Origin of the sequence: Streptomyces sp. NPDC006711 (genome assembly GCF_042869775.1) — a bacterium.
In the GTDB taxonomy this organism is placed as follows: Bacteria; Actinomycetota; Actinomycetes; order Streptomycetales; family Streptomycetaceae; genus Streptomyces.
Map to the genome: position 1 here is coordinate 792041 of NZ_JBIAGO010000002.1, position 13420 is coordinate 805460.

Annotated in this window: 13 protein-coding genes; 8 read left to right on the forward strand and 5 right to left on the reverse strand. The window is 69.9% G+C overall.

Annotation, left to right across the window (positions count from 1 at the left end):
• Position 1: 1 nt before the first annotated feature.
• Together ACFYM2_RS07590 and ACFYM2_RS07595 are read right to left on the reverse strand one after the other, a co-directional pair.
• Entirely contained in the window at positions 2-1888 is a 1887-nt protein-coding gene (locus ACFYM2_RS07590; RefSeq protein WP_388834157.1) for a CheR family methyltransferase, read from the reverse strand.
• Complete coding sequence (locus tag ACFYM2_RS07595) at positions 1888-2487, reverse strand: chemotaxis protein CheB (protein ID WP_388461972.1); 600 nt, start codon at positions 2485-2487, stop codon at positions 1888-1890. Before ACFYM2_RS07595 ends, ACFYM2_RS07590 begins: the two co-directional genes overlap by 1 nt.
• A gap of 389 nt (positions 2488-2876) precedes the next feature.
• On the opposite strand from ACFYM2_RS07595, the gene ACFYM2_RS07600 reads away from it, so the two are divergent.
• From ACFYM2_RS07600 to ACFYM2_RS07620, 5 genes are all read left to right on the forward strand, one after another.
• Positions 2877-3290, forward strand: coding sequence for an STAS domain-containing protein (locus tag ACFYM2_RS07600; RefSeq protein WP_388834159.1), 414 nt, complete (start codon positions 2877-2879; stop codon positions 3288-3290).
• A 385-nt stretch (positions 3291-3675) separates the two neighbouring features.
• Positions 3676-4125, forward strand: coding sequence for an STAS domain-containing protein (locus ACFYM2_RS07605; protein WP_359007807.1), 450 nt, complete (start codon positions 3676-3678; stop codon positions 4123-4125).
• On the forward strand, positions 4122-4784 hold the full coding sequence (locus tag ACFYM2_RS07610) for a hypothetical protein (protein ID WP_388461968.1): 663 nt from the start codon (positions 4122-4124) through the stop codon (positions 4782-4784). The genes ACFYM2_RS07605 and ACFYM2_RS07610 overlap by 4 nt, the downstream gene beginning before the upstream one ends.
• Positions 4781-5527, forward strand: a complete 747-nt coding sequence (locus ACFYM2_RS07615) for a GAF and ANTAR domain-containing protein (protein WP_359007801.1) — start codon at positions 4781-4783, stop codon at positions 5525-5527. Before ACFYM2_RS07610 ends, ACFYM2_RS07615 begins: the two co-directional genes overlap by 4 nt.
• Positions 5528-5616: 89 nt before the next feature.
• Positions 5617-6333 (forward strand): GAF and ANTAR domain-containing protein, encoded by a 717-nt coding sequence (locus ACFYM2_RS07620; RefSeq protein ID WP_388834162.1) that lies wholly within the window; start codon positions 5617-5619, stop codon positions 6331-6333.
• Positions 6334-6446: 113 nt separating this feature from the next.
• Here ACFYM2_RS07620 and ACFYM2_RS07625 read toward each other — a convergent pair whose 3' ends face one another.
• Entirely contained in the window at positions 6447-7724 is a 1278-nt protein-coding gene (locus ACFYM2_RS07625; RefSeq protein WP_359007796.1) for an FAD-dependent monooxygenase, read from the reverse strand.
• 166 nt (positions 7725-7890) lie between these two features.
• Between ACFYM2_RS07625 and ACFYM2_RS07630 the strand changes: the two genes are divergently transcribed.
• Both ACFYM2_RS07630 and ACFYM2_RS07635 read left to right on the forward strand, forming a co-directional pair.
• Positions 7891-8088, forward strand: coding sequence for a hypothetical protein (locus ACFYM2_RS07630; protein WP_359007793.1), 198 nt, complete (start codon positions 7891-7893; stop codon positions 8086-8088).
• Positions 8085-8831 (forward strand): hypothetical protein, encoded by a 747-nt coding sequence (locus ACFYM2_RS07635; RefSeq protein WP_388834165.1) that lies wholly within the window; start codon positions 8085-8087, stop codon positions 8829-8831. The genes ACFYM2_RS07630 and ACFYM2_RS07635 overlap by 4 nt, the downstream gene beginning before the upstream one ends.
• A 24-nt stretch (positions 8832-8855) precedes the next feature.
• Here ACFYM2_RS07635 and ACFYM2_RS07640 read toward each other — a convergent pair whose 3' ends face one another.
• Both ACFYM2_RS07640 and ACFYM2_RS07645 read right to left on the reverse strand, forming a co-directional pair.
• On the reverse strand, positions 8856-9512 hold the full coding sequence (locus ACFYM2_RS07640; protein WP_388834167.1) for a hypothetical protein: 657 nt from the start codon (positions 9510-9512) through the stop codon (positions 8856-8858).
• 450 nt (positions 9513-9962) lie between these two features.
• Entirely contained in the window at positions 9963-10895 is a 933-nt protein-coding gene (locus tag ACFYM2_RS07645) for a hypothetical protein (RefSeq protein ID WP_388834170.1), read from the reverse strand.
• A 922-nt stretch (positions 10896-11817) separates the two neighbouring features.
• Here ACFYM2_RS07645 and ACFYM2_RS07650 point away from each other — a divergent pair.
• Complete coding sequence (locus tag ACFYM2_RS07650; protein ID WP_388834173.1) at positions 11818-13113, forward strand: phosphatase PAP2 family protein; 1296 nt, start codon at positions 11818-11820, stop codon at positions 13111-13113.
• Positions 13114-13420: the final 307 nt, after the last annotated feature.

Genomic DNA, 13420 nt, shown 5'->3' on the forward strand with positions numbered 1-13420 from the left:
CTCAGCGTACGGCTTCCCGCGTCACCCGCTGACCCTCGTTCCCGGTCTCTTCCATCAGGAGGACGACGCCTCCGTTGTGGCCGTCGAAAGGGGAGCAGACCACGGCGCAGTTGATGCTTCTGCCAATGCGATTGACGGCGGGAACACTGACCGGCCCCGACCGTTTGCCCGATGCGACGCACTGCTGGATGACGTCACGCAGTTCAGCGGTGGGCAGGCCGAAGTCAAGATCGAAGAAGTGGACATCCTGCACTTCGTCCGCGCGCAGCCCCCAGAGGTCGACCGCCCCCCGGTTCCAGCTCTTCACCTTCATGCTGGCGGACAGCACCACCACGCCTGCCGCGATGCTGCCGATCACACCCTCCAGGAACGCCCTCGCCTCGTCGAGATCGTCGGTACGCAGCCGCATCTCGTCGTTCATGGTCTCAAGCTCTTCGTTGCCCGACTGAAGTTCCTCGTTGGTGGCCTCCAACTCCTCATTCGTGGACTGAAGTTCCTCGTTGGTGGTCTCCAACTCCTCAATGCTCGACTGAAGTTCCTCGTTCGTGGCCTCCAACTCCTCATTGGTCGACTGAAGTTCCTCATACGCCGTCTCAAGTTCCTCGCGGACACGCTTGACCTCGGCCTTGAGCTGGGTGGCGAGCGTGACGTCGGTGAACGTGACGTTGATGGCGACCGGCAGACCAGGGCCGCTGGAGATCGGCTGGATGAGGATGTCGAAGTACTGGAGCTCGTCGCCCATGCGCCGTTTCGCGCCGTGCACCCGCAGCGTCCGGCGCTCTTGCGTGGCCTGGTCGATCAGGGAACGGAGCTCAGTGGGCCGGTAGGAGAGTTCCAGGTCCTGGAAGGGACGGCCGACATCATGGGCCGTGAGACCGAAGTGGGAGCGCGCCTGACTATTGACCATCACGACGACCCCCTCGGCGTCCAGGGCCACGGCCGCACAGGGCGTCGCGTCGAGGATCAGGTCCCGCAGCTGCCGGACGCGGGTCGCCGCCGGCGTCTCCACGCCCACGCCGGCCCTGGTCTTCGGCGACGCCGCGGTGTACGGCGGGCCGCTCTCGCCGGGACGCCGGCGGAAGATCCGCTGGCGGATACTGACCGCCTCGAACCGATCGCCGTCGTTCAGCAGCATCTCGGCCTTGCCGAGGAAGAGGAAGCCGCTCTCCCGCAGGGCGAAGTGGAAGCGGTCGACGATCTGGCTCTGCGCCTCCACGTTGAAGTACATCAGCGTGTTGCGGCACACGAGCAGGTCGAGCCGGGAGATCGGGGCGTCGCGAGTGATGTCGTGCCGACCGAAGATCACTCGCCGCCGCAGGTCGGGACGGAAGAGGTACTGGGTGCCGCTCGGTTCGAAGTACTTCTCACGCAGCTCTGGCGAGAGCGATTCCAGGGCCTTGGCCGGGTAGATCCCCGCGCGAGCCTGGCGCAACGCCTCCTCGTCGACGTCCGTGGCGTAGATCTTGACGCGGTTCAGACTCTCGTCGAGACCCAGTGCCTCCGCGAACATGATCGCAAGCGAGTACGCCTCCTCACCGCTGGAACAACCGGCGCTCCACACCCGGATCTCATCCTCGGCGGCAACGTTGGCGATCACTTCCGGCACGGCCTCGCGCTGGAGCAGAGCCCATGCTTCCGCGTCACGGAAGACCGAGGTGACGTTGATGAGAACGGTGTTGAACAGGGTGCGGAATTCGTCGGCGTCCGTCTCCAGAAGGTCCTGGTAGTCCGCGTAGTCGTGGACGCCGGCATCGCCCATCCGCTTGCGGATCCGACGGCTGAGCGTGGAGCGCTTGTACCCGGTGAAGTCGAAACCGCGGGCATCGCGAATGAAGCAGAGCAGGTCCTCCAGGCTTTGATCCGTCTCGGTCGCGGCCGGCTCGCTCATCATTGCCTCTTGGTCTCGACGAGTCCGCGGACGACCGCGGCGATCTCCTCAAGGGGCAGCACGAAGTCAACGGCCCCCGTCCCCACCGCCGCCTCGGGCATCCCCTTGAACTCCGCGGTCTCGGGATCCTGGGCGATCACCGTGCCGCCCCGCGCCCTCACCGCGTCCACCCCCATCGCGCCGTCGCTGCCGGTACCGGTCAGCACACAGGCGATGGCCCGCGGCCCATAGGCGTCGGCCACCGATTCGAAAAGGAGGTCGGCGCAGGGACGCAAGAAGTGTACGAGTCCACTCCGGGACAACGACAAGGCGCCTTCCGGCCCTACGAGGAGGTGCCGGTCGGGCGGGGCCACATAGACGACCCCCGGCTTCGCGTGCTCGCCGTCCTCCGCCAGCTTGACGGGGAGTGACATGCGACGGGCCAACACCTCGACGATGACGGTCCTGTGCCGGGGATCGAGGTGCTGGACGATCAGCACGGGTACGGGAAAATCGGTTCCGAGCGCGCCCAGAAACACACCGAGACCCTGGATGCCCCCGGCTGAGGACGCGACGGCAACGATGTCGTACCGCTCCGCCGCGCACTGTTCCGTTGCCACACACCGAGCCTAGCGGACCTGGGCTCCCACCCCGCTGGTGGAGACCGGACGTCAACGGTGGTGACCGACGTGGCCGGTCCCTGTTCGTGGGCGGCGGGCATGAGGTGCTTCCGATCGCGGTGCGCCTGCCGCCCGCACGTCGCACTCGTATCCCGCCGGCCGGACGACGGCTTCCGAGGACCCCCTCATGACGCGCTCCGGTCATGTATGTCTGTATCAGGAAAGATTATCCGGCCATTCACTCTTGAGAGTGAACACTTGACTGCTTGCACGTTTCTTCTTCTTTGTCTGTTTATAGGGTGGTGAACGCATCACCCCAGACCTGGTGGCTGCACCCGATGACCGTGAACTCCCGCTCCTGCGGGGGACGTTGTGGGTGAGGAGCTGCTGTGGGAAGCATCATTCAGCCGGGTTTGCCGGAACCTGTTCCTCTCGTCGAGGGACTCTCTCCCGAGGTGTCCGGGGGCGCACGTATGTGTCTGATGCGGGGATCCACCGTGGTCGAGGTGTACGGAGAGATCGATCTGTCCACCGCTACGGCCGTCCAGGCGCCCCTCGATGTCGCGACTGCCCAGCCGGGAGCTCGGCTGATCGTGGATTTGCGGGCGGTGGTCTTTTTCGACTGCGCCGCCCTGACACTGCTGCACAGGGCGCACCGGCGGGTGCGCGAGTGCGGTGGCGCGCTGGGGGTGGTCTGTGTTCGGCCATGGCACCGGAAGGTCCTCGCCGTAGGCGGTGTCGCCGCCCTGGTTCCGATGTTCGTCACGGTGCACGAAGCGCTCGTCGTGACCCGGCCCGACTGATCATTTCCTCCAGCGACCCACGCGAGCGACGCAGTACCACCTCCGAGGCATTTCGGAGGTGGCGCTGCCGAAACCATCGCCGCTCATGGTGTTTCGCCGGAAGAGTCCTGGCGAGGACAGCCGGGACTATGCTGTCGCGTGGACGTCCCAGACCCCGGCGGACATGTGCTGCTCCGAATGAGGCTCGGGGGACGGACCCTCCGTCCGGTCACCCGTGCATCTCCCGAGGTAAACCGTGCGGGTCCCGCTCCCGGTACCGGGTTGTCGGGCCGGCCGCCGGTCTGCCTCCGCCGTTAGTACGCCCCTGTCGACAGCGTGCCAAGAGCGGCCGTGAGTCCGGCTCCGCCCTTGGCACTGCCCGGTGGGTCTACCGAACCGAGGCGTCATGCCCCTGCCCCAGCTGAACACCTACCGCCACGACAGAAGGCAACGGTCGCTGATCACCCTGGCAGGCGAGATCGACCTGGAGACCGTCCCGCAGTTACGCGAGGCCCTGGAACAGTGCCTGCGCGACGGCATCCGTACGATCGACGTCGACCTCACCCCGCTCACCTTCTGCGACGTGAGCGGGCTCAACGCCTTCCTCTGGGCGGCGCGGCGGACCGCCTCGCTCGGCGGATGCCTGCTGCTGCACCATCCGCCACCCACGCTGGCCTGGATGGCCAGGGTCACGAGCACCGAATTCCTCTTCCTTGAGGATCCGTTCGGCCGGCAATCCCCTTCCCCTGGGGACGGCCCCCTCACCGCGACACCGGTTTCGCCGCCGACAGGCTGCCGCGGAGCACTGCGCCGGCTCGCGTCCTGGGGACCCGCCGTCACAGGTGATGTGCTGTGAGCGGTCGGCCCTGGCCGGAGCTGGCCCACACGCCCAGGCACGACGACCCCTACCTCATGGCCTCCGTGCGGCTGCGCCGGGTGAGCCGCGGGCGGGCCCAGGACTTGCGGGAGGACCTGGCACATCTCTATACCGAGGCCCGCCGGGTGAGGGTCGGTGAGACGCACTGCGGCCTCCGACGGACCCTCTTCCTGCGTCGCCTCGCCGCCGACATCCGGCGACCGGGGTTCGTCCTCGTGATCGCGGAGACCGATCACCTGGTGGGGTGTGCCTTCGGATTCCCCCTTCCCAGCGACGGACGGTGGTGGTTCGGGTTCGACGGAACGCTCCCCTGCGACGTCGCGCGGCTCACCACCTCCGGCGACGTCTTCGCGATCTCCGAGATCCTGGTCCGGCCGCACCGCGCGGGCGGGGAGCTGGCCTGCCGACTACAGGAACGGCTCCTGACCGGCCGCCGGGCATCGCTGGGCGCGGCCTTGGTGGACCCAGCTGACCTGCCGGCCCTCGCCGGCTTCCGGTCCGGAGGCTGGCAGGACATCGGAACAGCGTGGAACCCGACCGGTCCACCGCCGCTCCGGGCCCTGATTCTCCGCTTCGCGAAACGATCCCTCGGGCCGGCGGAACCTCCGCGTCCCAGCCGGCCCCGGAGGACCGCGTGACGCCCCACAGCCGGTCGTCCCGGATCCAGGCGCTCGTCGCCCGGCAGGCGGCCCTGCGCGATGCCCGGGTCGGGGTCGTGGACGTGTGCACCGCCGCGGTCGCCACGCTGCCGGTCGACGGCGCCGGCCTGTCCGCGATGTTCACGGACACGGCCAGCCATCCCATGTGCAGCACCGACGAGATCAGTGCACGGCTCGAGGAGCTTCAGCTCACCCTGGGTGAGGGGCCGTGCGTGGACGCCTTCGCCCATGGCTCGGCGATCCTTACGCCCGACCTGCTCACGAGTGAACTCCAGGACTGCTGGCCGGTGTTCGCCGACGCCGCCCTGGAGGCGGGCGCGCGGGCGGTCTTCGCGCTCCCCTTGCAGATCGGGGCGATCAGTCCGGGGGTCCTTGACCTCTACGCCGACGTGCCGGTCGAGCTGGGCCCCGACGCGCTCGCCGACGCCCAGGCCTTCGCCGACACCGCGACGCTGCTCCTGCTCGACGCCCGGATCGACTCCGGCGATACGGGGCCGGTGGGGAGCCGTGACGACCTGGGCGCGTACCGGGCCGAGATCGACCAGGCCACCGGCATGCTCACGGTTCAGCTCGGCGTCGGGATCGAGGAGGCGTTCATCCGGCTGCGCGCGCACGCCTTCGCCCACGGACACCGGCTCGCCGACGTGGCCTCCGACATAGTCTCCCACCGCCTGCGCTTCTCCCCGGGCATGGAGCCCAAGCGGACCGAGGAGGGCCGATGAGGACGGCCAGTTCCCGTGCGTGGTCCGCTGGACCACAGGCGTTCCCCGGCCCGTTCGGGCGCAACCGACCTCCATCAGGGGTGTAGGCGATGAATGAGCGACTCCTGGCCAAAACCTTCGTCGAGCTGGCGGACAACCTGGTCGCCGACTTCGACCTGATCGACTTCCTGCGCCTGCTCACCGACCGCTGCGTCGGCATGCTCGGTGCCAGCGCCGCAGGTGTCCTGCTCGCGGACCGCGACGGCGAACTCCGCGTCATGGCCGCCTCCGACGAACAAGTACGCCTCCTTGAACTCTTCCAGCTCCAGAACGACGAAGGCCCCTGCCTGGACTGCTACCGCACGGGAACACCCACGACCGTCCCCGATCTGCGCAGAGAGTCCGACCGCTGGCCGCGCTTCACCACACAGGCCGGGCTTCATGGGTTCGAGGCGGTCCAGGCCCTCCCCATGCGTCTGCGCGACGAAGTCGTCGGCGCCCTCAACCTCTTCCACACCGACCCCGGGCCCTTCGACCCGGACGGCACCTCCATCGCCCAGGCCCTGGCCGACGTCGCCACCATCAGTCTTCTCCAACAACGCTCAAGCCACCGCAGCACCGTCCTCAACGAGCAGCTCCAGAACGCCCTCAACAGCCGCGTCCTGATCGAACAGGCCAAAGGCAAACTCGCCGAACGCCACGGCATCGACATGGAGCAGGCGTTCACCGCCCTGCGCGGCTACGCCCGGGCCCACAACCGCCGCCTGTCCGACATCGCCCGAGTCTTCGTCAACGACGCCGAGCCCCTGGCCGGACTGGGCGCCTGACCGTCCCCGCCGGCCATCCCCGGGCGCACACCCGCCGTCCATGAGCAGAGGGGGCGCCGGCACGCACCGATGACGTACCGAACTGCCGAACGCATCGCGGTTGCGGGACACGTCTATCCGGAGGTCTGTGGAGGCTGTCCCAGGGTCTTGAGGAGGGCGCGTTCGGCCGGGGTGAACTGGGGGCCCTTGCAGGGTGGGCGGAGGGGGCCGCGGAGAGCTGACAGGAGAACGCCTGGGGTGAGAAGCGTGGTGGGCGGGGCCTGGAGGGAGAGGACGTCGGTCAGGGCCGTGGCGGCGTGGAAGGAGCCCGTCGAGGTGCGGGACAGTCGGCTGACGTAGCGGTGCAGGAGGCGGTCGGCGAGGTTCGGGCCCCTGCCCGTCGTGGTGGAGAAGTGGATGTCCTGTCCGGTGGCGAGGGCCCACGCACTGTCGATGGGGCGGCTGATGGCGCGCTGGGCTCTGCGAGCGAGATCCGGGGCAAGGCCGCCCGAGAGCAGGTCGCGCAGGGCGACGGCTCCCTGCGCCGCCACCGAAATGCCCTGCCCGTACACGGGATTGAAGGCTGCGGCCGAGTCCCCGAGGGCTATCAACCCCGTGGGCCAGGTGCGCAGGCGTTCGTAGTAGTAGCGCCGGTTGGCGGTGCTGTGGGTGAGGCTGACGTCGGTGAGGGGTTCCGCGTGTGTCAGGAGCTCGGCGAGCAGGGGGTGGCGCAGCGTACGGGCGAAGGGTTCGAAGGCGTCCGTGTCACGCGTGGGGTGCGCGCCGGGAGCGCCCATCAGGCTGACGTGCCACCGGTCCCCTTCGATGGGCAGAATGCCACCGGCCGTCGCGGGCCGGGGCAGACCCGGGTCGCCCTGCACGCCGATCACGGGCCATCCGTCGGTCGGCACGGGTGCGCGATACATCCGACTGGCGTACGCCAGAACGGAGTTGACGTCGTCCTGCGTGAGCCCGGTGATGCCCAGACGGGTGAGCCACTGGGGCGTGCGGGTCGCCCGGCCAGAGGCATCGATGACCAGATCGGCGTGGAGATCGGATTCCGGGCCCTCGGCGGCGCGGACCCGTATGCCCGTGACACCGCGACGGTCGCCGAGCAGCCCGACGGCCCTGGTGTGCGTGCGCACGCTGACCCTGGGGTGCTTCAGGACCTGTTCGCGGACGATGAAATGAGTTCTTGTCCGCGTCGCGCGGGCGCGTAGGTGCCCTCCGGCGGCAGTGCGGGGTCGGCACGTTGACGGTCGCGCGCGATGAGGATCATCGCCGCGTCCGCCGTGACGGCGGCGCCGTCCTCGTCCTGGCCGTCGGGTCCTTGAGCGTGACCGGCAGGGGCGGGACAGGGGCCACTTCGTGCTCCGGGGGTTCTCGGACGACCAGGCCTGCTTCCCGGGCATGCTAGGGCAGCCCGCACCGATGACCACGATCGTTTACCGCCAAGTTGACGATCGCCGTCGCGATCGGCGGGGGCATACTGATCCTGCCTTCGACCCGGCAACTCGCCCACAACACGCAAGACTCGGCAACCAGGCCACCGAGACACCTCTGCCCCTCAAGGACGCCATGCGCGTGATCGTCCACCCCGGCTCCCCCGCCGCCGCCGACGTACTGTTCCCCTTCCGCCTCTTCCCGGTGGCCGCGCAGCTCCTCCCGTGGGCCGCCATCGGGCCGTTCTACGGCCCCTTGGCCGAGCGTCCGCTCGGCCCCTGCGGGGCAGCCGCCGGCGCGGGCACGCGGGGTCCGGCCCCCGTCGCCGCGTGACGCCCGGACCGGCGGCGGCCGGCGCGGTGATCGCTTCCGAGGTCAGCGCGCTCGGGCCGTTCTTCGCCCTCGGCGCCCACCCCGTGGCCGCTCCGCCGGCCGCGCCTTGGCAGCCGATGTCCGCCGCCGCGATCGGGGATCGTGTGTCGGCCGTACGGGACCGGCTCGCCACGGCCGGCGGGCAGCGGCCCGACGCGGTCGAGGCGCGCGTGGCCGCGTCCGTGACGCATCTCGGTCTGGCCGCTCGGCTGGTGTCACCCGCGCTCGCCGCCTTCGTCCTGCGCGGAGCTTCCCTGACGTTCGCCCTCACGGAGGTGTACTGGCAGCCGGTCCTCGGCGGCCCCGTCCCCGTGTCCCTGCCGGACACGGGGTTCGCCTCCGCTTGCGCCGGACCGGAGAGCCTGGCAGCCGTCATCGAGGGCCCGCTCGCCGAACTCGCCGTCACCATGGGGCCGTTCGCGCTCTCCCCGCACATCCTGCGGGGCAATCTCGCCTCGGCGCTCAACGGCGCCGCCACCATGATCGCCGCCGCCCGGCCCGCCCTCGGCGCACGCGGCCGCGCCGTCGTCGCACATCTCCTGGCGGGGCCCGCCCTTCGCGGCAGCGCCACGACTTCCGCCAACGGGGCGTTCCGGCGCAGGAGTTGCTGCCTGATCTACCGGGCCGCCCCGGACCGCAGGGGCGCGCTGTGCGGCGACTGCGCCCTCACCCGCGTCGCCGGCCGGGTCCCCGTCCGCTCCTAGCCGCCGAGCGGCAGGGGCGGGTGGCTACTGCGCGCGGGCGGGCGCGGCCTGGCCCGCCTTCAGCCGCCCCGAGCGGGCGAAGGGGAGGGCGGGTCCGCCGAGGTCCTGCTGATCCTGCTGATCCTGCTGTGTCTCGTGGAGCACGGTGGTGGCAAGGTGGCGTAGGGCATCAGCGTGTTCGGTGAGAACGCGGTGGGTGTGGGAGTCGTCCGGGTCGGTGAGCAGCAGCCGGGCGGCGGTGTTGATGGCCCGCAGCCGGGGCTTCTGGGCGTCCCGGTGGTGGGCGGGCAGACACCGCCAGGCGGTGTTGGCGATCGTGACGAGCCGCCAGGTCGGCGACGAGGACGGTTCGGCCTCGTAGAAGCGCAGGGCATAGCGGCTCACGAGCCAGTACGACACCGCCAGGCTCGCGGCCGCGAGGGCGTCGAACACCAGCCACAGGTAAGGGAGCCTGCGGTGTCCGGTCAGTTCGTCGGTCAGCCACGCGAGGGCGGCGCCGCCGGCGCCGAAAAGGCTCAGGGCGGCCAGGGTGAAGAGCAGCACCGCGGGAAAGAGGCCAATGCAATTGTCGCTCTCCAGGCGGGTCAGTCCTTTCCAGTGCGGGGCGAGATACCTCGCGTAGCGCACGGTCCTGGGGGCGGGTTCGATGACGGCGATCCGTCTCGCCCAGCTGACAGCCATAATGATTTTACCTCCACGAGTCTCATGTCTGCCCATCTTGGACATCTGAGAAAACGAGTGGAGAGGTCACGGGACCCTGCCCCGGAATCAAAATAACGTTTTTGCTCGGGATGTTACACCGAATAGCGGGGCGCAGAGCGGCGCATTGGGGAGGCGTGTTCCGTATCGCTCAAAGGCCTGGCGATTACTGTCGACAATTCCCGGCTCGGCGAACCGCCCTGCGGAAAAACGTTTCCCCATGCGCCCCGCACGGACAGGTATGGCGCCGCGCCGCATAAACGCGGAACACGGGATACGGGATACGGGATACGAGGTACGGGATACCGGATACGGGAACGATCCGGAGAATTATGGACGGGCATATGAACGATAGCTTCCCCAGCGATGTGCGGCGGTGGGCCGGATGAAACACGCACCCCTCGGCCTGATCGGCCACCGCCGCACCTGAGGCTACTGCGAGCCGGGAGACGCCATTTGCCAATGGTTGAGGATCCCGTCCCAGTTGTAGGCGACCGTCGGGGGGTCGGCCGGAACATAGGGCTCGTAATACTCCTGCGACCAGGCGCCCGGATGATTGGCGAGCGGCTGGGGTGGCACGACGCCCATACCGGAAGGCGTATATCTGCGGTGCTCGGACGATCCCTCGTCGTATCCGGGGTCGTCCTCCGGTGCCGCGTGTCCACGGGAACGGCGGTGCCGGCCCGACTCCCGGACCTGTTGCTCGCTGAGGCGTCCCTCGGCGGACAGCTGCTGCACCCGGGACACCAGCTGCACCAGCTCGAGCCCGAACTGGCTGGCCAGCACGGTCAGGTCGAGGCCCTGCTGCCAGCTGTTGACCAGCAGCGCGTCCAGCGCGGCCGTCCACTGCTGTCCGCCCGCCGCCGGATACGCGGACCCCTGTGACCTGGCGGAGGAGCCCGCCGTCGGGTCGTACGCGTCCTGCGCGACCGGAGGCGGCGCTTGATTCTGGCCGGCCTGCGCCGGTGCCGGCGGAGCCTGGGCGCTCTGCGCGTGCGGGGGCTGCGGCCAGCCGTGCTGCTGCCCCTGCGGGCCCGGCCCCGCGGGGGGTGACCCGAGGGGCGCCGCCATGGGCTGGGGGTAGGCCTGAGCGGCGACCTGCGGCTCGAAGGCGTCACACGCCTCGGGAACAGGTTCTTCCTGCGGACGCGGCGGCGGAACGAGAAGCGAATCGGCGACGTTGCGCGCGTTCTCCTTGCCCACCGAGCGCCGGGCCTGCCGTACCTCACGTTCATGCAGCCCGAGCAGTCCCGCCACCACTCCGTCGCTTCCCACGGTGACGGCGAACGCGGCCAGCGTCTGGCTCCGGTTGGCCTGCGCCTCATCCAGCGACACCCGGGTTTCGCGCACGTGGTCATCGCTCATACAAAACGCCCTCGCAAGCACTGCGTGACGTTCCCACAATTGCCTAGGTTCCATACCGCACCTAACGTCCCGGAGCCTGATCGGCTCCGCTCCGAATCGATCGCCACTCGATTGGCCCCTATGGCCCCGACCGCGCGGGGCGTCACGCGGGGCGCCCGGCCCCCGAATGGTCCAATCCTTCCGCCGACGAGTGTCGTTGAAGGGGCGTGCACGAAATCAAAACGCCTTTGCTGCGTCGCCTGGGGACCTGGATGATGTACTCCGCGAGCAACGCCGGAAAGGACACTCTTACGCCCGACGTATACCTCGAACAATCGGGACGGGTCGTCACCTTGGAATACGCCGGTGAACCGCTTATCATTCTGCTCACCGCGCTGGACCGCATTCGGGACGACGCGGCTCCCCGCCCCGGATTCCGGCAGCACGCGGAGGCCCGGTGGACCCGCGCCGAAGTGCCGGCCCGGAAAGTACCGCTCTAACCGCCCGGTGCAGGGCCGCGATCGCGCATCCCGGACCGCTTACCCCGCCCCTGGCCGCCGCACGTGACCGTGTCGCCGTCGCGCTCGCCCAGGCCGCAACCGCCCGCACCGGTCGGCCGCGCCGGCTCCCAGGCCGCCGGGCGCGCTCCCCCCGCGACGGCCGCCGCACAGGCCGCACGCAGCCGCCGTACAGCCTCCGCACAACGCCCGTACAAAGATGGACGAAGGCGCCGGACCGGTCGCGGGACCCCAATGGCATGATCTAGCCGGGACCAGCAGCCGTCCCGCCCTTCCGTCGCCCCGGGCGACGATCTGCACGTGGGGGGCGGGCCGCCCGCACAGCATCGATCACGACGGCCGGACACTTGATACGCATACCTTCGCGGACAGCCCCAGGGACATCGCGCACGCCAGAGCTCGCCCCGCGCGGGCGGCCCCGTACGGTGCTGTGGGGCGCGGCGGCCGCGGCGGCCCTCGCCTTCTTCGTCACGCTGGAGATCGTCGCCCGCCGTCATGGCATACCCGGGCCGCTCACCGCCCAGGCGCGGGAGCTCGTCCTGCCGCCGAAGCCGGGGCCGCTGTACGGCGGGCTCGCCCTGATGATGGTGGTGCTCACCTGGCGGCAGCGGCTCGTCGCGGCCGGCGCCGCCGTCGGTATCGACCTCGTCTTCGTGCTGGTGCGCTGGGCGCTCGACGTCCAGGTGCCCGAAGGACAGTTCTTCGGCAACGGCGCGCTGTGGGCGATGGTGGGCTGCGCGGTCTTCGCGCTGGCGCGCCGCAGCGGGCAGGAGCGGGCGCTGCTGCTCAAAGGCGTAGGTCTCGGGCTGCTTCTGGTGACGGGCCGCAAGACCGGTGACACCTGGCTGCTCATCACCTCCAAGACCCGCCCCACCGTGCTCGACCCCTATGTGGCGACCGCCGATCACGCCCTGGGCAATCCGTCGTGGATCGCGGGCCGGCTGCTCAAGGCGGCGGGCCCCATGAGCGGCCACGTGCTGCACGTGGTCTACGCCCAGCTCGCGGTGGCCGCGGTCGTCGTCGCGCTGTATCAGCTGCGCAGGGTGGCCGCCGAACGCCACTTCCCACGCCACCACTTGGTGCGCACCTTCCTGGTGATCGGCCTCCTCGGGCCCGCCGTCTACATGATCTTCCCCGTGGTGGGCCCGATCTTCGCGTACGGGCCCGGCACCTCCGGCACCGGCGGCGTCGAGTGGGCGGTGGCCAACCTGTGGCCGCACACACCGCCGCCCATCGGTGTCCCGCACCCGGTTCCGTACGACGGGATCACCCCGCGCAACTGCATGCCGAGCCTGCACACGGCGTGGGCCACCGCGATCTTCATCCACTCCCGCAGAGGCCCGCGCCTGCTGCGGTACGCCGGGGCGTTCTGGCTGGTCGCCACGCTCAGCGCGACCCTGGCCTTCGGCTACCACTACGGCGTCGATCTCGTGGCCGGTGTGGTGTTCGCGCTCACCGTCGAGACGGCGCTGCGGGCCTTCGACCGGGGCTGGGACCGCTCGGGAATCCGGATGGTCGCCTACGGCACGGCGGTCTTCGCCGCGCTCCTCACCTCCTACCGCTATCTGCCGGTGACGATGGCGGAACACCCGTGGGTGTGCGGTCCTCTGGTCGTGTTGGCGCTCCTGTCCGTCATCCTCGGCTACCTGCGCACCACCGCCGCGTGGGAGCCGAAGGACGTGCCGGCCCTGCGGCCGGAGCCGCAGCCCGAGCCGGTGTAGCGGGCCGGAGCCGGCGGTACGCGGTCCCCGTGCCCGCGTGTGCGCCGCGCCCCCGCACAGTTGCCCCCGCAGTCGGCCCCCGCACAGTCGCCGGTTCTGCCGCACATTGACGTGCCGCCCGCGCTTTTTGACGCGCTTCGTGCGCTTTCTTGACGTGGGGCGCCTGCGGCCCGTGGCGGCCGGGACGGTATCCGGCAGCGTCCAGCCGTAAAGACTGCCGGGATCCGGCAGTGCGCGCCGGCGCGGCCCTGGCCAAGATGTGCGCGGGGGAACACGGGGGAACGACTCCGGTGCCGAACGCGCGGTA

What these genes read in the sequence shown, in the direction of transcription:
- ACFYM2_RS07645 (WP_388834170.1), bottom strand. Translation starts at nt 10,895, where the DNA reads ATGAGCGATGACCACGTGCGCGAAACCCGGGTGTCGCTGGATGAGGCG.
- ACFYM2_RS07605 (WP_359007807.1), top strand. Translation starts at nt 3,676, where the DNA reads ATGCCCCTGCCCCAGCTGAACACCTACCGCCACGACAGAAGGCAACGG.
- ACFYM2_RS07590 (WP_388834157.1), bottom strand. Translation starts at nt 1,888, where the DNA reads ATGAGCGAGCCGGCCGCGACCGAGACGGATCAAAGCCTGGAGGACCTG.
- ACFYM2_RS07625 (WP_359007796.1), bottom strand. Translation starts at nt 7,724, where the DNA reads ATGCCCGGGAAGCAGGCCTGGTCGTCCGAGAACCCCCGGAGCACGAAG.
- ACFYM2_RS07640 (WP_388834167.1), bottom strand. Translation starts at nt 9,512, where the DNA reads ATGGCTGTCAGCTGGGCGAGACGGATCGCCGTCATCGAACCCGCCCCC.
- ACFYM2_RS07620 (WP_388834162.1), top strand. Translation starts at nt 5,617, where the DNA reads ATGAATGAGCGACTCCTGGCCAAAACCTTCGTCGAGCTGGCGGACAAC.
- ACFYM2_RS07630 (WP_359007793.1), top strand. Translation starts at nt 7,891, where the DNA reads ATGCGCGTGATCGTCCACCCCGGCTCCCCCGCCGCCGCCGACGTACTG.